Source organism: Actinokineospora sp. (assembly GCF_052390155.1).
In the GTDB taxonomy this organism is placed as follows: Bacteria; Actinomycetota; Actinomycetes; order Mycobacteriales; family Pseudonocardiaceae; genus Actinokineospora.
Genome location: NZ_JBQTHF010000071.1, coordinates 1 through 21,594 on the forward strand (window position 1 = coordinate 1; position 21,594 = coordinate 21,594).

Annotated in this window: 12 protein-coding genes; 4 read left to right on the forward strand and 8 right to left on the reverse strand. The window is 70.8% G+C overall.

What is annotated here, in order from left to right:
* The coding region (locus ACT4N7_RS23410; RefSeq protein ID WP_444830980.1) for a transposase at positions 1–300 on the forward strand (300 nt) is incomplete at its 5' end.
* Positions 301–308: 8 nt separating this feature from the next.
* Here ACT4N7_RS23410 and ACT4N7_RS23415 read toward each other — a convergent pair.
* The 8 genes from ACT4N7_RS23415 to ACT4N7_RS23450 form a co-directional block, all read right to left on the reverse strand.
* On the reverse strand, positions 309–695 hold the full coding sequence (locus tag ACT4N7_RS23415; protein ID WP_444830981.1) for an ArsR/SmtB family transcription factor: 387 nt from the start codon (positions 693–695) through the stop codon (positions 309–311).
* A gap of 10 nt (positions 696–705) precedes the next feature.
* Positions 706–1,527 (reverse strand): response regulator transcription factor, encoded by an 822-nt coding sequence (locus ACT4N7_RS23420; protein WP_444830982.1) that lies wholly within the window; start codon positions 1,525–1,527, stop codon positions 706–708.
* A gap of 4 nt (positions 1,528–1,531) precedes the next feature.
* Entirely contained in the window at positions 1,532–2,422 is an 891-nt protein-coding gene (gene pstB, locus ACT4N7_RS23425) for a phosphate ABC transporter ATP-binding protein PstB (RefSeq protein WP_444830983.1), read from the reverse strand.
* Positions 2,423–2,435: 13 nt separating this feature from the next.
* A complete protein-coding gene (gene pstA, locus ACT4N7_RS23430; RefSeq protein ID WP_444830984.1) occupies positions 2,436–3,341 on the reverse strand; it encodes a phosphate ABC transporter permease PstA in 906 nt (301 codons plus the stop codon).
* Positions 3,341–4,330: a phosphate ABC transporter permease subunit PstC gene (pstC, locus tag ACT4N7_RS23435; RefSeq protein ID WP_444830985.1), complete on the reverse strand. Its 990-nt coding sequence runs from the start codon at positions 4,328–4,330 to the stop codon at positions 3,341–3,343. Before pstC ends, pstA begins: the two co-directional genes overlap by 1 nt.
* A complete protein-coding gene (locus ACT4N7_RS23440; RefSeq protein WP_444830986.1) occupies positions 4,327–5,310 on the reverse strand; it encodes a PstS family phosphate ABC transporter substrate-binding protein in 984 nt (327 codons plus the stop codon). The genes pstC and ACT4N7_RS23440 overlap by 4 nt, the downstream gene beginning before the upstream one ends.
* A gap of 161 nt (positions 5,311–5,471) precedes the next feature.
* Positions 5,472–5,870, reverse strand: coding sequence for an ArsR/SmtB family transcription factor (locus tag ACT4N7_RS23445; RefSeq protein WP_444830987.1), 399 nt, complete (start codon positions 5,868–5,870; stop codon positions 5,472–5,474).
* Between the two features lie 75 nt (positions 5,871–5,945).
* The gene (locus ACT4N7_RS23450) at positions 5,946–6,170 is read right to left on the reverse strand and encodes a transposase (protein ID WP_444830988.1); all 225 of its coding nucleotides are present in this window, start codon (positions 6,168–6,170) and stop codon (positions 5,946–5,948) included.
* A gap of 198 nt (positions 6,171–6,368) precedes the next feature.
* Here ACT4N7_RS23450 and ACT4N7_RS23455 point away from each other — a divergent pair, with 198 nt between their 5' ends.
* The 3 genes from ACT4N7_RS23455 to ACT4N7_RS23465 all read left to right on the forward strand — a co-directional run bounded on the left by ACT4N7_RS23455 (position 6,369) and on the right by ACT4N7_RS23465 (position 21,541).
* Complete coding sequence (locus ACT4N7_RS23455) at positions 6,369–6,731, forward strand: hypothetical protein (RefSeq protein WP_444830989.1); 363 nt, start codon at positions 6,369–6,371, stop codon at positions 6,729–6,731.
* Positions 6,732–6,909: 178 nt separating this feature from the next.
* Positions 6,910–20,373, forward strand: coding sequence for a type I polyketide synthase (locus ACT4N7_RS23460; protein ID WP_444830990.1), 13,464 nt, complete (start codon positions 6,910–6,912; stop codon positions 20,371–20,373).
* A 10-nt stretch (positions 20,374–20,383) separates the two neighbouring features.
* Positions 20,384–21,541: an acyl-CoA dehydrogenase family protein gene (locus tag ACT4N7_RS23465; protein WP_444830991.1), complete on the forward strand. Its 1,158-nt coding sequence runs from the start codon at positions 20,384–20,386 to the stop codon at positions 21,539–21,541.
* Positions 21,542–21,594: the final 53 nt, after the last annotated feature.

Below are 21,594 nucleotides of genomic sequence, written 5' to 3' on the forward strand. Positions count from 1 at the left end.
CGAGTGCTGGCCGACAAGGCCTACGGATCCCGCGCCAACCGGTCCTACCTGCGTGGCCGTGGTATCCGGTGCACCATCCCGGAAAAGACCGACCAGATCCGCAACCGCAAGAACAAGGGCCGTGCCGGTGGTCGCCCACCGGCCTTCGATCCGGAGATCTACAAGCAGCGCCACGCCGTGGAATGCGGGATCAACCGGCTCAAACGCAACCGTGCCGTCGCCACCAGGTACGACAAACTCGCCGTCCGCTACGAGGCCACGGTCCACATCGCCACGATCAACGAGTGGCTACGACTTTGAGACACAGCCTAGTCGCGGCGGGCTTCTTCGCGCAGGGGTCCGCCGGGCCGGAGGAGTTTTTCCATGACGGCCAGCGGGTGGTGCTCGACGCGGTACCAGCTCCAGGTGCCGCGGCGTTCGCGGGACAGGATGCCCGCGGCGACGAGGATCTTGAGGTGGTGGCTGAGTGAGGACTGCGGCATGGCGAACTCGTCGGCCAGGTCGCAGAAACACGCCTCGCCCTGTGGGGACTGCCTGACCAGTGCGACGAGTTGGACCCGGACGGGGTCGGACAGAGCCTTGAAGAGCCGGGCCGCGGCCGCGGCGCCGTGGTCGTCGAGGGGGTCCTCGCCGACACGCAGAACTGCCAGCGGTACCACCCCGTTCCTCTGCTCGACCGTCGATCCACCCGCCATGATGACATCATCAGCATCCTTGGTGAATGGAAGGTGAACGAGGCTGGTCGGCGTCGGGCACGAGGAACTGATATCCGAGGCCGCGGATGACCCGAATCCACTGTGGATTGTGGTCGTCGTCACCCAGCCGTCTGCGCAACCGGGCGATGTGGACAGTCAGGGTGTTGCTGCGCGCTTTGGGACGGTCGTCCCAGACACCGCGCAGCAGCTCGGCGCGGGTCAGCACAGCGCCTGCCCGCTCGGCGAAGAATCGCAGCAGCAGGAACTCCAGCGGTGGCAGTTCGATGAGGCGCCCGTCGAGCCACATGCGGGGGACGGCGCCGTCGATGCGCAGCCTGCCCAGGTCGATCGCCATCGGCCGAAGTTCGACGTGGGTGGGGTCGGGCGCGAGGGAACGCAGCAGGGCGAGCAACTCGGTCGGTCGGTACGGGCGAGGTGCGACCATGCTCGCGCCCAACTCGGTGACCCTGGCGGCGAAGTCGCCGGACCCTGCTCCCGCGCCGACCACCACCGGCATGTCGGGGTCGTCGGCGCGGACGATGGACAGGAACTCGACCGGGTCGAGCCTGCCGACCGCGGGGCCGAGTACGACCACGTCCGGACACGTGCGGCCGAGCACGAGCAACGCTTCGGCCGGGTCCGCGCAGACCCGGACCTCGACGGGTTGCCCGGCCCACGCCGCGACGAGTTCGTGCACGATGTCGGCCTCGTGGTCGACTACGAGGACGGCAAGCCGGTCCGGCAGTCTGCCGTTCGCGGCCAGGCACGCCCGCCGCCGCGCGTGGAACTGCGAGTTGTCTGACTCCCACGGGCGCACCAGTGTCCCCTTCACGGTGTCAGCCGAATCGGCCGGAGATGTAGGCCTCGGTCCGCGGGTCCGCGGGGTGTTGGAAGATCGTCTCGGTGGTGTCGAACTCGACGAGCTTGCCGGTGCGGTGGCCGAGTTCGTCGGCCTCGGCGGTGAAGAACCCGGTGCGCTGAGAGATCCGGGCCGCCTGCTGCATGTTGTGGGTGACGATGATGATGGTGAACACGCTCGCCAGGTCCGCCATCAGGTCCTCGATCTTGGCGGTGGCGATCGGGTCCAGTGCCGAGCAGGGCTCGTCCATCAGGATGACCTCGGGCCGGGTCGCGATGGCGCGGGCGATGCACAGCCGCTGCTGCTGCCCGCCGGAGAGCCCGTAGGCGTTCTGCTTGAGCTTGTCCTTGACCTCGTCCCACAGGGCCGCGCCGCGCAGCGCCTCCTCGACGGTGTCGTCCATGTTGTCGACTTTCATACCGGTGACCCGCGGGCCGTAGGCGACGTTGTCGTAGATGGATTTCGGGAACGGGTTGGGCTTCTGGAACACCATGCCGATGCGGCGGCGGACCTCGATGACATCGACGCCGTCGCCGTAGATGTCCACGCCGTGGAAGGCGACCACGCCGTCGACCCGGGCTCCCGCGACCAGGTCGTTCATCCGGTTCAGGCAGCGCAGCACGGTGGACTTGCCGCATCCGGACGGGCCGATCAGCGCGGTGATCTCCGTGCTGCCGAAGTGCATGTCGACGTCGGTCACCGCGAGGAAGTCGCCGTAGTAGACGCTGAGGTCCTTGATGCTGATCACGCCGTCAGGTGCTCCGGTCGGGGATTCGAGGGCGTGCCCGGCCCCGGTGTGGATCTTGGCTACCGGGGCGTGGCGGACGGGGTCGGCTGAGGTCACAGTGGTGGACTCCGGTCGGGTCATGGGCGTACTCCTGTCACCAGTTGCGTCGGTAGCGGTTTCGCAGCCAGATCGCGACGGCGTTCATCGCCAGCAGCATGATGATCAGCAACAGGATCGCGGCATAGGCGAGGTCGCGGAACGCGACGCCGGGCTGCGGGATCAGGTTGTAGATCTGGACGGGCATGGTGGTGTATCGGGAGAGCACACCGTCGGGGTTGAACGTGACGAACGTGGTGGCACCGACCAGGATCAGTGGAGCCGCCTCGCCGATCGCCCGGGACAGCGCCAGGATCGACCCGGTCGCGATACCTGGCACCGCGGAGGGCAGCACCTGCTTCCAGGTGGTCTGCCACTGGGTCGCTCCCAACGCGAGCGAGCCGTCGCGGATTTCTCTGGGCACCGACCGCAGCGCCTCGCGGGTGGTGATGATGATGACCGGGAGGATCAGCAGCGCCAGCGCGATCCCGCCGGCGAGCAGAACGGCGCCGATCGAGACCGGGCCGCGCACGACGAACGCGAGCGCGAGGATGCCGTAGATCACCGCGGGCACCGCGGCGAGGTTCTGGATGTTCAGCTCGATGAGCCGGTTCCACCACCGGCGCGGATCGGCGTACTCCTCCAGGTAGATCGCGGCCGCGATCCCCAGGGGCAAGGCCAGGGCGGCGGTGACGCCCATGACCCAGAGCGTGCCGTAGAACGCCGACTCCACGCCCGCGGTCTCCGGGGTGATCTTCGAGGGCTGCGCGGTGATCAACTCCGGGCCGAACCGGGCGAGCCCGTCCCGCAGGATCGTGAACAGCAGGAAGAACAGGAAAACCACGGCGATCGCCAGGCACGCCCACAGCACCAACGCGAACAGGGCAGAGGCCGGGCTTGATCTGCGAGCGTCGGTCAGCGACCGCTCGGACGGCGGAACGGGGAGCCGGGTCGCGGTGCTCATCAGTAGGCCTGCCTGTACTTGCGGACCAGCCGGATGCTGATCATGTTGATCACCAGGGTGATGAGGAACAGCAGCGAGCCGATCGCGAACAGCGAGTAGTAGACCGGGCTGCCCTGGGGTGCGTCGCCGGTGGCGACCTGGGCGATGAACCCGGTCATGGTCTGCGCGCTCTCGGTCGGGTCGAGGCTGAGCCGGACCTGGTTGCCCGCGGCGATGGCGACGATCATCGTCTCGCCCACGGCGCGGGAGATGCCGAGCACGATCGCGGCGACGATCCCGGACAGCGCCGCAGGGAACACCACGCGCAGTGTGGTCTTCATCCGGTTGGCGCCCAAGGCATACGAGCCCTGCCGCAGCGCGCTCGGCACCGCCGACATCGCGTCCTCCGACAGTGACGCGACGGTGGGCAGGATCATGAAGCCCATGACGAGGCCGGCCGACAGCACGCTGAACAGGCCGTTGATGTCGACGAACGTCTGCAGCAGCGGGGTGACCACCGTGATCGCGAAGAAGCCGTAGACCACGGTCGGGATGCCCGCGAGTACTTCCAGGATCGGCTTGACGATGGACCGCAACCTGCTCGACGCGTACTCCGAGAGCAGCATCGCCACTCCGAGGCCGAGCGGGACGGCGACCAGCAGCGCGATCACGGTGGTCACCATGGTGGCGGTGACCAACGGCAGGGCGCCGTAGGACTTGTCGGTCCAGTCGAACTTGGCACCGAAGATCGCCGTCCACTCGGTACCGAAGAGGAACTCGACGATGCTGACGTTCTGAAAGAATGTGACCGTAGGGGCGAGCAGCGAGAACACGATGCCGACGGTGATCAGGACCGACAGCAGCGCGGCACCGACCAGCGCGATCTTGATGATCCGCTCGCCCCAGCGTGGATGCTGCCTGCTCAGGTCGATCGTCGCGCCGGAAGACCCGAGCGGGCGGCTCCCCCCGGTGGGGGAGCCGCCGCCCGGCCGGCGGATGCCGGTCGTCACTTGCCGCCTGCCTTGGACTTCAACGTGTCGAGCGCCGACTTGGCCTTGGCCTTCTGCTCATCGGTCATCGGCACGAACTTCGCCGCCTTGACGATGTCGTCGTTCTTCGCCAGATAGAACTCGGCGAACCCGACGACCTGGGCCTTCTTCAGACCCGCGTCGGAGACGTAGATGAACAGTGGCCGCGCGAGCGGGGAGTAACTGCCGTCCTGCGCGGTCTTGAGGGACGGCTCGACGCAGCCCTTGCCGCCGTCGACCTTGAGCGCCTTGAGCTTGTCGGTGGCCTCTTCGTAGTAAGAGAAGCCGAAGTAGCCCAGCGCGCCCTTCGAACCGCTGACACCCTGGATGGTGACGTTGTCGTCCTCGGTCGGGTTGTAGTCCTTGCGGCTGTCGCCTTCCTTGCCGTTGATCTCGGCAGTGAAGTAGTCGAAGGTGCCCGAGTCCGCGCCCGCGCCGTAGAGGCTCATCGGCTCGTTCGGGTACTTCGGGTCGAGCTCGTTCCAGTTCTTGATCGTCGAGGTCGGTTCCCAGATCTTCTTCAACTGCTCGACTGTGATGCAGTCGATCCAGTTGTTGTTCTTGTTCACCACGACGGTCAGCGCATCGTTGGCGACCTGGAGCTCGCTGTAGGCGATGTTCTTCTCCGTGCACAGCTTCTTCTCCTCGTCCTTGATCGGACGGGAGGCGTCGGAGATGTCGGTCTCGCCATTGCAGAACTTCTTGAAACCGCCGCCGGTACCGGAGGTGCCCACGGTGACGGTGACACCGCCGTTCGCGTTCTGGAACAGCTCGGCCGCGGCCGACGACAGCGGCTCGACGGTGCTGGACCCGTCGATCACGACCGGCCCGGACAGCGACGCACCGCCGCCACCGGGAGTGCTGCCGCCACCGTCGTTGTTGCCGCCGCAGGCGGCCAAGGTCAGAGCGGCGACCGCGACGACGGTCGCGATCGGCGCCCGCTTGAACTGGCGGATGCTCACTGGGTGCCCCTCCTGAGGGGATCGGTCCCGGCCCGTCCGGGACTGGTGTCGCCCCGCGAATACGAGACCCCTGGATCGAAGTTCACCGTTCTAAACGGACAGTGAACGCAAGATGACTTCGATGACTCGGATTGAAAAAAGTCGATCCAAATGGCTGAGGGTCACCGGCCGATCGCCATGAGTTGCCCGAATAGCGGTGCGAGCGCGTCCAGTCGGTCCGTCGCGACCGAATACCAGGCCCAGGAGCCGCGTTGTTCGCGGACGATCAGTCCCGCGGCGGCGAGCGCCCGCAGATGGTGGCTCACCGTGGACTGGGTCAACCCGATGCGGTCGACCAGGTCGCCGACACGCGACGCGCCGCGCGGCGCGTCGCGCAGCAGGGCGATGAGTCGGACCCGGGTCGGACTCGACAGCGCTTGGAAGATGGCGGCGATGACTTCAGCGTCCGGCAGGGCGATCGGCGCGCCGAGATCGCCCGCGCATCGAACGACATCGTTCATCGCGCCTTCACCGCCGAGGCTCGTCGAGGCTCCGCCATGGACCGAGGGTAGCGACTGCATTGATAGAAGTCGATGCAACCTGGTGACGTCGTACCCGAATCAGTCGTTTCAGCGACCACGGCCGAGCCGGAGGACTCACCAGCGTGACCGTCCCGCAGGTTCTGTTCGTCTGCGTCCACAACGTCGGCCGCTCCCAGTTCGCCGCCGCTCTGCTCGACTACCACGCCTTTGGGCCGGTGGGACATCTCGCCACGGCGCGCCGGCGCGCGTTCGCCAGCGAATCCCGCCGATGAGCTGCCGTTCGGTCCACTTCGGCGGGCGAGCTGGCTTCTTGCCATTCGGCAGGAGCGGTTCCAGCACCCGCCCATTACGCGTCGGTCAGGTCGGCCCGCCCCGCCACCGCTACGCCGGCCACGAGGTCCCCGGTGTTCTGGATCTTCTTCGTCGTTGACCGACCCACCGAAGACCTCATCTATTGATCAACGACACGCGACGCGAGCGGCAGGCTGGTCAAGTCTTTGAGACACGTCCTAGAAGCACGAGCGAGGGAGCGCGGGTATGGACATCGTGGCGATTGTGATCCTGGCGGTGGTGGTGCTGTTGGTCGCTATCGGCGTCGCGGTGTCCCGCCAGCACCCGACACTCAGTCCCCCGGGCGCGCAGGCCGCCGCGCACCGGGGGGAGTCGCAACCGGCCAAGCCGGGCGCGCGGGCCGCCGCGCACCGGGGGGTGTCGCAACCGCTCAAGCCGGGCGAGCTGGCCTGTCCGTTGTGTGCGCACTCGTTCCGCCCGCCCGACGTCACGGTCATGACCACGGCTCAAGCGAAGAGGTACGGCAAGGACTCCGAGCAGTGCCCGCGCTGTAGCCACATCTGGACGCCGCCCGGGCGCCCCGGGCGATCCACGATCGGTCCGTTCTAGCCCGACCTGGCAGTGAGTGGCACGGGAGTTGTTGCCACCGCTGTGACCTCGACTCCGCCACCGTGGCGGGCCGATGATCCGAAGCAGCGTTGCACGCATTCGGTTCGCGGCGAGCGGCAGGAGTCCCCGGATTCTCGGGGAACCGCGCCGGTTCGTGGCCACGGTGGTGAGGTGGAAGATGGTTGCGGTCGACGATCCCCGTGCCCGGCTGGACTTCCCGGTCTCCGATGAGCCGATAGCAGTCGTCGGCCTGGCGTGCAGGTTGCCCAAGGCGGCGGACCCGCAACGGTTCTGGGGCCTGCTGCGCGACGGCGTCGACGCGGTGACCGAGATCCCGGCGGGGCGCCTCGGCGCCGATTCCACCCCGGAGTACCGCTTCGGCGGTTTCCTCGACCAGGTCGACACCTTCGACGCGGACTTCTTCGGCATCTCGCCGAAGGAGGCCGCCGCGATGGACCCGCAGCAGCGGCTGGTGCTGGAACTGGCCTGGGAAGCCTTGGAGCAGGCCAGAATCGTGCCCGCCGACCTGCGCGACAGCCGCACCGGCGTGTTCGTCGGCGCGATCGCGGACGACTACGCCACGCTGGTGCGGGGGCAGGGCGACGGCGCCATCGACCGGTATTCGATGACTGGACTGCACCGCGCCATGATCGCCAACCGGGTGTCCTACGCCCTCGGTCTGCGCGGGCCGAGCCTGACCGTCGACGCGGCGCAGTCGTCGTCACTGGTGGCGGTGCACATGGCGTGCGAGAGTCTGCGCCGGGGCGAGTCCACGATGGCGATCGCGGGCGGCGTGCACCTCAACCTCGCGCCGGAGAGCACGCTCAGCGCGGCGCGGTTCGGCGGACTTTCCCCGGACGGCAAGTGTTTCACCTTCGACGCCCGCGCCAACGGCTTCGTCCGCGGCGAGGGCGGCGGCCTGGTGGTGCTCAAGCGGCTGTCCGCGGCGGTGGCGGACGGCGATCCGATCGTCTGCGTGGTCCTCGGCGGTGCGATGAACAACGACGGCGCGAGCGACGGGCTGACCGTGCCGAGCACCCGCGCCCAGGAGGAAACCCTTCGGCTGGCCTACGAACGGGCGGGCGTGGCGCCGGAGGCGGTGCAGTACGTCGAGTTGCACGGCAGCGGCACCGCCGTCGGCGACCCGATCGAGGCGGCCGCGCTCGGCGCGGTGCTGGGCGCGGGCCGACCGGCGGACCGGCCGCTGCCGGTGGGGTCGGTCAAGACGAACATCGGGCACCTGGAGGGCGCCGGGGGCATCGCGGGGCTGCTCAAGGCCGCGCTTAGCATCGCCCACGGGCAGCTCCCGCCGAGCCTGAACCACGAGCAGCCCAACCCGGCGATCCCGTTCGACGAGCTGCGCATCCGGGTGCAGCGCGAACTCGGGCCGTGGCCCAGCCCGGACGAGCCGCTGATCGCGGGCGTGTCGTCGTTCGGCATGGGCGGCACCAACTGCCACCTGGTACTCGGCGAATCGCCCGCGGGCCACAGCGAGTCTCATGTGGACGGTCCGGCCCCGGACGGTGAGCTGCCCTGGGTGTTGTCCGCGCGCAGCCGGGCCGGGCTGGCCGCGCAGGCCGCGCGGCTGGCGGACTCGGTGGTCGGTCTCGACCCCGCCGATGTGGGGTTGTCGCTGGCCGTGTCGCGGTCGGCGTTCGAAGACCGGGCCGTGGTGTTCGGCTGCGACGAGGGCGAACTTGTCGACGGCTTAAGGGGTTTGGCGGACGGGACCGGCGCGGCGGGGGTGACCGCGGGCCGGGTCGTCGGCGGACCGGGGCCGGTGTTCGTCTTCCCCGGCCAGGGCTGGCAGTGGGCCGGGATGGGCGCGCGGCTGATCGAGACCTCGCCGGTGTTCGCCGAGTCGATCGCCGACTGCGAGGACGCGTTGGCGCCGTACGTCGACTGGTCGCTGCGCGAAGTGCTGCTCGGGCTCCCGGACGCCCCGAGCCTGGACCGGGTCGAGGTGGTGCAGCCCGCGCTGTGGGCGGTGATGGTGTCGCTGGCGGCGCTGTGGCGGTCGGTCGGCGTGGTTCCCTCGGCCGTCGTGGGTCATTCGCAGGGGGAGATCGCGGCGGCCGTTGTGGCGGGCGGATTGTCGCTGGCCGACGGTGCGCGCGTGGTCGCGTTGCGCAGTAGGCTCATCGCCGGATTGCCTGCCGGGCAAGGCGGAATGCTGTCGGTGGGCCTCGCGGTGGCGGACGCGCAGGTGCTGATCGCGGACCGGCCCGCGGTGTCGGTCGCCGCCGTGAACGGCGTGTCGGCCACGGTGCTGTCCGGCGATCTGCCTGTCCTGGAGGAACTTCGGGCGCTGCTGGACGCGCGGGGCGTGCCCGCGCGGGTGCTGCCGGTCGACTACGCCTCCCACTCCGCGCACGTCGAAGTCCTGCGCGCGGACCTGCTCGCGGCCGTGGCCGACGTTCGCCCGCGCACGGGCGAGGTCCCGTTCGTCTCCGCGACGACCGGCGCGGCGCTGGACACGGCGAGCCTGGATTCCGAGTACTGGTACCGGAATCTGCGCCAGCCGGTCAGGTTCGACACCGCGATCCGCACCCTGGTCGATGGCGGTCACCGGCTGTTCATCGAGGTGTCCGGCCACCCCGTGCTCATGATGGGCGTTGGCGAACTGGTGGAGTCGCTGGACGTGACCGGTGCCGTGGTCGGGTCGCTGCGCCGCGACGATGGTGGGCTCGACCGGTTCTGGCGGTCGGCGGCCGAGGCGTGGACGCGCGGCGCGCCCGTGCGGTGGGCGGGGCGCTCTTCGGGGCGGGTCGTGGACCTGCCGACGTATCCGTTCCAGCGCAACCGGTACTGGGTCGACACCGCCACCGGAAAGCCGATCATCGCACCGTCGCGGGCCGTCGAGGTGGCGTCGCTCGTGGAGTCCGGTCTTGACGAGCGGGGGCTGCTGCGGGTCGTGCTGACCAACGCGGCCATCGTGCTGGGCCACGGATCGGCGGACGCCGTCGATCCCACCAGGACATTCAAGGACCTCGGGTTCGACTCGCTCGGTGCGGTGGAACTGCGCAACCGGCTGGCGGCGGTCACCGGGATGACCCTGCCGACCGGCGTGCTGTTCGACCATCCGACCCCCGCCGCGCTGGGCAGGCACCTCGCGGGCGGGCCCGCGCGAAACCGGCCCGTGACAACGCAAGCGCCCGCCGACGACCCCATCGTGATCACCGCGATGAGCTGCCGCTACCCCGGCGGGGTCGGCTCGCCGGAAGACCTGTGGCGCCTGGTCGCCGAGGGCGCCGACGCGACCTCGGAGTTCCCCGACAACCGCGACTGGGACCTCGCGACCCTGTCCGACCCGGACCCCGGCAGGCTCGGCGTCTCGCACACCGCGCGCGGCGGGTTCCTGCACGACGCCGACCGCTTCGACGCAGGCTTCTTCGACATCAGCCCGCGGGAGGCGACCGCGATGGACCCGCAGCAGCGGCTGCTGCTGGAGACCGCGTGGGAGGCGTTCGAGCAGGCGGGCATCGACCCGGTCTCCCTGCGCGGCAAGCAGGTCGGCGTGTTCGTCGGCGCGATGTCGCAGGACTACGGGCCGCGCCTGCACCGGCCGGTCGAGGGCTACGACGGCTACCTGCTGACCGGCACCACGGCCAGCGTCGCGTCGGGCAGGCTCGCGTACTACTTCGGGTTCGAGGGGCCCGCGGTCACCGTCGACACCGCGTGCTCGTCCTCCCTGGTCGCGCTGCACCTTGCTGTTCGGGCCCTGCGGGCGGGCGACTGCGACCTGGCGCTCGCGGGCGGCGTCGCGGTGATGTCCAGCCCCGGGCTCTTCGTCGACTTCAGCAGGCAGGGCGGGCTCGCGCCGGACGGCCGGTGCAAATCCTTCGGTGCGGGTGCCGATGGCACGGCGTGGGCCGAGGGTGTCGGAATGCTTGTGGTGCAACGACTTTCCGATGCCCGCAGGCGCGGCCACCGGGTGCTGGCGGTGATCCGCGGCTCGGCGGTGAACTCCGACGGCGCGTCCAACGGCCTGACCGCGCCGAACGGGCCGTCGCAGCAGCGGGTCATCGAGGACGCCCTCGCCGCCGCTGGTCTGCGTCCGTCCGATGTGGACGCCGTGGACGCGCATGGCACCGGGACCACACTCGGCGACCCGATCGAGGCCGAGGCGCTCATCGCCACCTACGGTCGCGACCGCGCGGCCGACCGTCCACTGTGGCTCGGCTCGCTCAAGTCCAACATCGGGCACGCCCAGGCGGCCGCGGGCGTGGGCAGCCTGATCAAGATGATCATGGCCGTACGGCACGGAGAACTGCCGCGGACCCTGCACGCCGACGAGCCCACCCCGCACGTCGACTGGTCCGGCGGCGCCGTCCGGCTGCTCACGCGGGCACAGCCCTGGCCGAACGCCGACCGGCCGCGCCGCGCCGGGGTGTCGTCGTTCGGGATCAGCGGCACCAACGCGCACGTGATCATCGAGGCCGCGCCCGAGGACACCGAGACCGCCGCCGGGTACGTGGGCGAGGTGCCGTGGGTGCTGTCGGCCCGCACCGAGTCCGCCCTCGCCGAGCAGGCAGGCAGGCTGGCCGAGTTCGTCCGCGAAAATCCCGCCGAACTCGGCGACATCGCCTATTCGCTGGGCTCCGCCCGGTCGCTGTTCAGCCACCGGGCCGCTGTGATCGGCGGCGACCGCGCGGAACTCGTGGCCGCGCTCGACATACTCGGTGACGACCCGAACACCGTGCGGGAAGCCGCGAAACCCGGTGGCCGCACCGCGTTCCTGTTCTCCGGTCAGGGTTCCCAGCGCGCCGGCGCGTGCCGCGAGCTGTATGCCGCGCGGCCCGCGTTCCGGCGGGCACTGGACGAGATCGCCGAAGCCTTTGGTACCAAGGTGGATCGTCCCGTGCTGGACCTTGTGCTCGCCGAGCCCGGCACGCCCGAGGCCGACCTGCTCGACCGGACCCGCTACACCCAGCCGGTGCTGTTCGCCATCGAGGTGGCGCTGTTCCGGCTGCTGGAGTCCTGGGGCGTGGTGCCCGACTTCCTGATGGGCCACTCGATCGGCGAGTTGTCGGCGGCCCATGTCGCCGGGGTGCTGTCGCTGTCCGACGCCTGCACGCTGGTGGCCGCCCGGGGCGCGCTGATGCAGGCGCTGCCCGAGTCCGGCGCGATGGTGTCGGTGCGGGCGGGCGAGGAGGAAGTCCGCGCGGTGGCGGGGAACGACGTCGACATCGCCGCTGTGAACGGGCCGAACTCCACGGTGCTCTCCGGCGACGAGACGGCGGTGCTCGCCGTCGCCGCGATCCTCGCCGAGCGCGGGCACAAGACCACCCGGCTGCGGGTGAGCCATGCCTTCCATTCGGTCCTGATGGAACCGATGCTCGCCGAACTGCGGCAGGTAGCCGAGACGCTGACTTTCCACCCACCGACCATTCCGATCGTCTCCAACGTCACCGGCGAACTCGCCGACCCGGCGCGGCTCGGCACCCCCGACTACTGGGTCGAGCAGGTGCGCGGCACGGTCCGGTTCCTGCCGGGCATCCAGGCGCTGCGCGCCGAGCAGGTCGACACGTTCGTCGAACTGGGCCCGGCGGGCACGCTCGCCGCGATGGTCGCCGACTGCCTGCCGGATGACGCCGATGTCCTTGCCGTGCCGCTGTTGCGCGACCGGCACCCCGAGCCGCGAACCGTGCTCGACGCCGTCACCCGAATCCACCTGCGCAGGCCCACACTCGACTGGGCGGCGGTGATCCCCGGTGGCCGGATGGTCGACCTGCCGACATATCCGTTCGAACGGCGTCGATACTGGCTGTCCTCCGTGGAGAGTGGCGGCACCGGCCTCGATCACCCGCTGCTCGACGCGGTCGTGGACGTCGCGGGCGCGGGCGAGGTGGTGCTCAGCGGGCGGCTGTCGCTGGGTGGCCAGCCGTGGCTCGCCGACCACGCGGTGGGCGAAGTCGTTGTGCTACCCGGGACCGCGATGGTCGAGGTGGTCACCCAAGCGTGTGCGCACGCGGGCGGCGGCTCGATCGAAGACCTGACCCTGGAGTCGCCGTGCGTGCTCGACGGCCGCGACGGCCTGGTCCTCCAGGTGGTTGTCGGGCCCGCGGACGACGACGGCAGGCGTTCGGTGAGTGTCTACTCGCGACCGGACCGGCGCGACGACGAGATCGAGTGGACCCGGCACGCCTCGGGCCTGGTGACCAGTGTTGCCGCCGAGCCGGACATCGCCGACTGGGCGGTGCACTGGCCGCCCGCCGGGGCCGAACCGGCCGACCTGGCTGATGTCTACATCAGACTCGCCGACCGTGGTTACCACTACGGTCCGGTGTTCCAAGGGCTGCGCGAACTGTGGCGGGTCGACGGCGACAAGTACGTCGAGGTCGAGCTGGGCGCCGAGCAGCGGGACGCGGCGCGCTCCTACGGCGTGCACCCGGCCCTGCTCGACGCGGTGCTGCACGCCGTCGTGCTGGACCGGCCCGACAGTGGGACCGGCGAGATCGCGCTGCCGTTCGCCTGGAGCGGGGTGCGCGTGCACGCCGTCGGGGCGGGCCTGCTGCGGGCGCGGGTGCGCTCGGTCGGCACCGACACGGTTTCCGTGGTCGCCACCGATGCGCTCGGCACCCCGGTCGTCAGCATCGATTCCCTGACACTGCGGCCGATCGCCGCCGATCGGCTGGTCGCCCGGGCCGCTACCCGGAACCTCTACGAGGTGCGGTGGGTGCGGATCGACCCCGGCGCGGCGGAGGCCGACGCGCAGTGGGCTGTGCTCGGCGACACCGAGCTGGTGCAGGAGACCGCGATCGAGCTGGGCGCGGCGGGCCGGTCGGTGCAGACGCACTACGACCTGATGTCGCTGGCCGATTCTGTCGGCTACGGCGGCGACGTGCCGTCCGTGGTCCTGGTGGATTGCGTTGGGGCAGGCGGAATCGTGCCCGCGGACGTGCAGGCGACCACGCACCAGGTGTTGGAGGTTGTGCAGTCCTGGCTCGCCGAGGAGCGGCTGGCCGACGCGCGGCTTGTCGTGCTCACCAGGGATGCCGCTGGGGCAGCCGAGGGGCCGACCGACCTGGCCGCGGCGACGGCGCGGGGCCTGCTTCGCAGTGCGCAGAACGAAAACCCCGGCCGGTTCGTGCTGGTGGATCTGGACGACGACCCCGCGTCCTACGGCGCGCTGCCCGCCGCCGTCGCGACCGGTGAGCCGGAGTTGGCCGTGCGGGGCGGCATGATCCACGCCGCCCGGCTGACCGGTGTGGCGCCGTCCGAGCCCGCGGAAACCCCGCTGGGCAGCGGAACCGTGCTGATCACCGGCGGCACCGGGGCACTGGGCAGTCTGCTCGCCCGGGCTCTGGTCGAGACCGGCAAGACCCGAAACCTGGTGCTGACGGGCCGACGCGGACTCGAAGCCGAGGGTGCGGCGGAACTGGTCGCCGAGCTGACCGAGGCGGGCGCGCGGGTCACGATCGCCGCGTGTGACGCGGCCGACCGCCGGGCCCTCGCCGAGCTGCTCGCCGCGATCCCGGCCGACCGGCCGCTCACCGCCGTCATCCACGCGGCGGGCGTGCTGGACGACGCCACCGTGGCCGCGACGAGTCCACATCGGATCGACGCGGTGCTCCGGCCGAAGGTCGACGGCGCGTGGAATCTGCACGAGCTGACCAAAGAGCTCGACCTGGCCGCGTTCGTGCTGTTCTCCTCCGTCGCCGCGACCATGGGCACGGCGGGTCAGGGCGGGTACGCCGCCGCCAACGCCTTCCTCGATGCCCTCGCGCGACACCGCCGCGGCACCGGCCTGCCCGCGGTCTCGCTCGGCTGGGGACTGTGGGCCGCGGGCATGGCCGAGACCCTGACCAGCGCCGACCTCGCTCGGATGGCTCGGGCGGGGATCGCCCCACTGTCCACTGAGGATGCCCTGGCGATGTTCGGTCAGGCGCTGGCGGTCGACGCCGCGCACCTGCTGCCGGTCCGGCTGGAGCTGTCCGCGCTGCGTGCGGATCCCCCGGCGCTGTTCCGGGGCCTGGTGCGGACCGCCGCACCCCGCGCCGTGGCCGCCGCGGGCGCGGCGACGGAGTCCGGCTCCGGCGGCTCGTCTGTCCTGTTGCGACGGTTGATCGCGGTCGACCCGGCCGAGCAGCGCCAGGAGATGCTCACGTTGGTCCGCGGGCACATGGCCAAGGTGCTCGGGCACGCCGACCCGACCGAGATCGACATCGACCGGCCGTTCGTCGAGCTGGGCATCGACTCACTATCCTCTGTGGAGCTTCGGAACCGGCTCAACAGCGCGACCGGGCTGCGGCTGCCCACCAGCCTGCTGTTCGACTACCCGACCGCCGGGTCGCTGGCCGACCACCTGCGCGCGGAGGTGGTAGGTACGGCGGTGCCGCTGCCCACCCCGGCCGCGGCGCCGGTCGCGAGCGTGGACGACGACCCGATCGCGATTGTGGGCATGGCGTGCCGGTTCCCGGGCGGGGTGCGCTCGCCGGAAGACCTGTGGGACCTGCTCGCCCGCGACGGCGACATCATCGGCGAGTTCCCGCAGGACCGCGGCTGGGACCTCGACGGGCTCTACCACCCGGACCCCGACCACCTGGGCACGTCCTACACCCGCAGCGGCGGCTTCCTCGCCGACGCGGCCGATTTCGACCCGGAGTTCTTCGGCATCAGCCCGCGTGAGGCGGGGGCGATGGACCCGCAGCACCGGCTGCTGCTGGAGGTCGGCTACGAGTCGCTGGAGCGGGCGCTGATCGACCCGTCGAGCCTGCGCGGCAGCCGGACCGGCGTGTTCATGGGGATCATGCACCACGACTACGACTCGGTGGTGCGCCGCGCGGCCGACAGCGTGGAGGGCTTCATCGGGGTCGGCGGCAGCATCGCGTCGGGCCGGGTCTCCTACCACCTCGGCCTGGAGGGCCCGGCGGTCACTGTGGACACTGCCTGCTCGTCTTCCTTGGTGGCACTGCACTTGGCGGCTCAGGCGCTGCGTACCGGTGAATGCGATCTCGCCCTGGCGGGCGGGGTCACGGTGATGGCGACCCCCGCGCCGTTCGTCGACTTCAGCAGGCAGCGCGGCCTGGCGCCCGACGGCCGGTGCAAGTCCTTCGCCGCGGGCGCGGACGGCACGGCGTGGTCCGAGGGCGTCGGAATCCTCGTCGTGGAACGGCTTTCCGCCGCACGCGAGCACGGCCACCACGTGCTGGCCATCGTCAGCGGCTCGGCGGTCAACCAGGACGGCGCGTCCAACGGGATGACCGCGCCCAACGGCCCGTCGCAGCAGCGCGTCATCCGGCAGGCGTTGGCCAGTGCGGGCATCGCTCCGTCCGATGTGGACATCGTGGACGCGCACGGGACCGGCACCAAGCTGGGCGACCCGATCGAGGCCGAGGCGTTGATCGCCACCTACGGCCGCGACCGGTCGCCGGACCGGCCGCTGTGGCTGGGTTCGCTGAAGTCGAACATCGGCCACACGCAGGCCGCCGCGGGCGTCGGCAGTGTGATCAAGATGGTGCTCGCGATGCGGCACGGCGTGCTGCCGCGCACCCTGCACGTGGACGAGCCGAGCCCGCACGTGGACTGGTCGGCGGGCGCGGTCCGGCTGCTGACCGAGGCCCAGCCCTGGCCGGAGTCGGCGGTGCGGCGCGCTGGTGTGTCCTCGTTTGGCATCTCGGGCACCAACGCGCACGTGATCGTGGCGCAGGAGCCCGTCGAGGCAACGGTTCCAGCGCCCACCGCGGGCGTCGTGGGCTGGACTCTGTCCGGGCGGTCGGCGACCGTGCTGGCCCGGCAGGCCGCTCAGGTGGCGGACTGGGCCGAGAGCGCGGGCACCGAGATCGGGATGGTCGGCGCCGCGCTGGCGCGGGGCCGTGCGGGTCTGGAACACCGCGCGGTGGTGACCGGCCGCGACCGGGCGGAACTGGTGGCGGGGTTGCGGGCGGTGGCGGACGGCCGCCAGGCGGGCACCGTGGTGACCGGGCGGGTGCTGGCGCGGAGCCGGACGGCGTTCGTGTTCCCCGGACAGGGCGGGCAATGGGCCGGGATGGCGGCCGGACTGCTCGACAGCTCGTCGGTGTTCGCCGAGTCGCTTCGGGCTTGTGACAACGCTTTGGCGCCGTTCGTGGACTACTCGGTCGAGGCGGTGCTGCGGCAAACTCCTGGGGCGCCTGGACTGGAGCGGGTGGACGTGGTCCAGCCGGTGCTGTTCGCGGTGATGGTGTCGCTGGCCGAGCTGTGGCGGGCGCACGGCGTCGTGCCCGACGCGGTGATCGGGCACTCCCAGGGCGAGATCGCCGCCGCGTGCGTGGCGGGCGCGCTGTCACTGGACGACGCGGCCCGCGTGGTTGCCGTGCGGTCCCGTGCGCTGCGGGCGATCGCGGGCCGGGGCGGCATGCTGTCGCTGGCCGTCTCGCTCGACCAGGCGCGGGCGCTCATCGCGGGCTACGCGGATCGGGTCGATGTCGCCACGGTCAACGGGCCCGAGTCCGTTGTCGTCGCGGGAGATCCCGACGCGCTGGACGACATCGCGGCGGACTGTGCCGCCGAAGGTGTTCGGGCTCGGCGCATTCCGGTGGACTACGCCTCGCACACCGGGCACGTCGAGGCGATCCGCGCCGAACTCGCCGACGCGTTCGCCGACCTGCGGCCGAGCGCGCCGCGCATCCCGTTCTACTCCACGCTCACTGCGGCACCGCTGACCGACGAGACCTTTGTGGATGGTGACTACTGGTACCGCAACCTGCGCCAGACGGTCCGGTTCCACGACACGGTCGAGGCGCTGATCGCGGACGGCCACCGCACCTTCGTGGAGATCAGCCCGCACCCCGTGCTCACCTACCCGATCCAGGACACCCTCGGCACCCGCACCGGGCACACCCAGGGCACGCTGCGCCGCGACCACGACGACGACCGGCAGTTCACCACCGCACTGGCCGAACTCCACGTCACCGGCCACCCGGTCGCCTGGCGCAGGGACACCGCGGGCACGCACATTCCGTTGCCCACCTATCCCTTCGACCACCAGCGGTTCTGGCCGCGCGCCGCGGCCGTGACCACGCACCGGGACACCGGCGGCCACCCGCTGCTGCACACCAGCACCGACCACGCCACCACCGGCACCACACTCCACAGTGGACTCCTCAGTACCCGCACCCACCCCTGGACCGCCCACCACGCGGTCTCCGGCACCACCCTGCTACCTGGCACCGCCATGGTCGAACTGGCCGTGCACGCCGGAACGCGGGTCGGGTGCGACCGGATCGAGGAACTGACCCTGGAGGCGCCGCTCGTCCTGGCCGAGGCGGGCCGGACGGTGCAGGTCGTGGTGGACCCGGTCGAGGCCGGACACCGTTACGCGGTGAGCGTGTTCTCCCGGCCTGCTGACAGTCCTGAATGGACTCGACACGCGATCGGCGTGCTGTCGGCCGAGCACTCGGAGCCGGGGGCGACGGACTGGGCCGTCCAGTGGCCGCCGCCCGGAGACGCGGTCGACCTGACCGACGCCTACGACCGGCTGGCCGACCGCGGCTACCACTACGGCCCGATCTTCCAGGGCCTGCAAGCACTCTGGCGTTCGGGCGAGGACCGTTACGCCGAGGTCGCGCTGCCCGAGCAGGAGCAGGCCGCCGCGTTCGGGCTGCACCCGGCGCTGCTGGACGCCGCGCTGCACGCGATCGTGCTGGACGGCGACACCGATCAGACGCGGATCGCGCTGCCGTTCGCGTGGAGCGGGGTGCGGGTGCACGCCGTCGGGGCGGTCGCGCTCCGGGTGCGGGTGCGGTCGACCGGCCAGGACACGGTGTCACTGGTCGCGACCGACCCCGCGGGCCGACCCGTGGTCACCGTCGAATCCCTGTCGCTGCGCCACATCCAGGCCGACCGGATCACGGGCGGCCACCCGCTGCGGGACACCCTGTACGCGACCGAGTGGGCTCCAGTGGCTTCGGCGCAGAACACCTTGCTGGACACGGAAATCGCGTCCTATCGCGACTTGCCCGCACTCGACGCTGTCCCGGATCTCGTGATCGCACCGTGTGCGGCCGAATCCGAGGGCACCGTGCCCGAGCGGGTCGGCGCACTCCTCGCGGAGGTGTTGCGTCTTGCCCAGGACTGGCTGGCCGACGACAGGTTCGCCGAGTCGCGGCTGGTGGTGCTGACACGCGGGGCGGTCGCCGTGGGCGAGGACGCGATCGACCCGGTCGTCGCGCCGGTCTGGGGGCTGATTCGCTCGGCCCAGAACGAGAATCCGGGCCGGTTCGTCCTGGTCGACGTGGACGACGACCCCGCGTCTCGTGCCGCTCTGCCCGCGGCGGTAGCCGGTGGGGAGACCCAGCTCGCGCTCCGGGCGGGCCGCGCCTTCGGGCCGCGCGTGGCGCGGCTCCAGCAGTTCGAATCGGACAGTTGGGTACCGGGGGAGGGAACCGTGCTCCTCACGGGCGGCACCGGGGCGCTCGGCGCCACGGTGGCCCGGCACCTGGTGACCGCGCACGGCGTCCGCAGGCTGGTGCTGACCAGCCGCAGCGGCAGTGCGGCGCCCGGCGCTGCCGAACTGGCGGCCGAGCTGTCCGAACTGGGTGCGGAGGTCACGGTCGCGGCGTGCGACGTCGCCGACCGGGCCGAGCTTTCCTTGCTGCTGAAGGAGATACCGCAACCGTTGGTCGCGGTTGTGCACGCGGCGGGCGTACTCGATGACGCCACCGTCGCCACCATGACCGACGACCGGTTGCGGCAGGTCCTGCGGGCCAAGGTGACCGCCGCGTGGAACCTGCACGAGCTGACCGGGGACCTGTCCGCGTACGTGCTGTTCTCCTCGCTCGCTGGTGTGCTGGGCAACGCGGGCCAGGGCAACTACGCCGCGGCCAACGTGTTCCTCGATGCCTTGGCGGCGCAGCGCCGCGCCGCCGGGTTGCCCGCGACCGCGATCGCGTGGGGCCTGTGGCAGCAGGAAAGCGGGATGACGGCCGGGCTCACCGACACCGACGTCGCCCGGCTCGCCAAGACCGGGATCACGTCGCTGTCCGCCGAACAGGGGCTCGCGGTGATCGACGCGGCGCTCGCGGGCGGGCCGCCGCAGTTCATCGCGGCTGCGCTTTCCCTTGCGGCGCTGCGGGAGCAGAGTGCGGCGGGCACGCTCGCGCCGATGTTCCGCGGCCTGGTGCCCGCGGTGCCGAAGCGGGCTGCCGCGGCTGTCGTGCGGCCGTGGTCCGATCGGTTGGCGGAGCTGACTTTGCCCAAGCAGCGCGAGATGCTGCTCGATCTGGTGCGCGCCGAGGCGGCCGACGTCCTCGCCTTCCCCGACCCGGCCGCGATCGACGCCGACCGGCCGCTGCTGGAACTCGGGTTCGATTCGCTGACGGCGATGCAGTTGCGCAACCGGCTGGCCACCGTCACCGGGCTGCGATTGCCCACCACGCTGGTGTTCGACCAGCCCACGGCCACCGCGATCGTGGATTACCTGAGCCTGGAACTGATTCCCGCGCCGCCGTCGCCGTCGGAGTTCGTCCGCGACCACCTGGACAAGCTGGAGGCGGCGCTGCTCGACGGCACGGCCGACGAGCCCGCCCGGCTCATGGCCGCCGACCACCTGCGCAGGCTGCTGTCCCAGCTCACCACGACGACCGATGACGACGTCGCGGACCGGCTCGAATCCGCGTCGGACGACGAGATGTTCGCCCTGATCGACAACGAATTGTGAGGGATGACCCGTGCACGCCGAGATGATGGACAAGGTGCGCGAGTTCGCGCGACAGGAACTCGTCGACGACCAGACGCAGCTCGACTCGTTCGCCGAGGTGCCGCTGCCGCTGTACCGCAGGTTCCACGACTTGGGGCTCGCGAACTGGTGGCTGACCGGCAAGGACGGCGAACCCGGCCTGGGCCTGGCGGACAGTGTGGACGTCGTGTCCGAACTGGCCTACGGCGACGCGGGTGCGGCGTTCACGCTGTTCATCTCGATCCTGGGCACCAGCATGGTCTCGTTGTACGGCAGCGACGAACTGCGGGAGCGCTACCTCGACCCGATGCGCGCCGAGGGCTCGTTCTGCGCGACGCTGGGCAGCGAACAGGATGCGGGCAGCGAACTTGCCCGAACCGCGACGACGGCCACTGTCGGCGCGGACAGCGTGGTGATCACCGGGGAGAAGTTCTTCTCCACCAACTCCGGCTTCGCCGACTTCCTGGTCGTCGTCGCCCGGTCGACGGACACCCCGCCCGGCCACGTGGCCGTCCTCGTGCCCCGCGACACCCCCGGCGTGTCGATCGAGCGGCGGTGGGAGATGAATGGCCTGCGCTCGTCCGGCACCTACCAGGTGAGCCTGCGCGAGGTCCGGGTCCCCGCGGCGAATGTGTTGCGCGGCCCCGGTTTGCGGATGCTGGAGGTCGGCCTCAACGCGAGCCGCATCCTGATCGCCGCCACCGCGGTCGGCATCGCCCGGCGCATCCGTGACCTGTGCATGGACTACGCGAAGACCAAGCCGCTCAAGGGTTCCACGCTGCTCAACAATCCCGTGTTCGCGGGAAAGCTGGGCCAGATGGAGATGCAGATCGAGGTCATGCGCAACCAGTGCCGCGCCGCGGCCACCGAGTACGACGAGATCATGGCCGCCCCCGACCCCGCGGCGGTGTTCGCCCGGCGGGGCACGATGAAGGCCGCGATGACCACGAAGCTGTTCTGCGGCCAGGCAGGATGGGACATCGCGGGCGTCGGCTCGGAAATGTTCGGCGGCCTCGGCTACACCCACGACATGGCCATCGGCAAACTGCTGCGAGACATGCGCTACGTAGCCATAGTCGAAGGCGGCGACGACGTCCTGCGCGACGTCATCTTCAGCCGCTACGTCATCCCCGTCTCCAAGCGGACGTGACGTCGGCGCGCTATTCGGCTCCGCGCGGTACCGACAACTTTCCGGCGGGTACG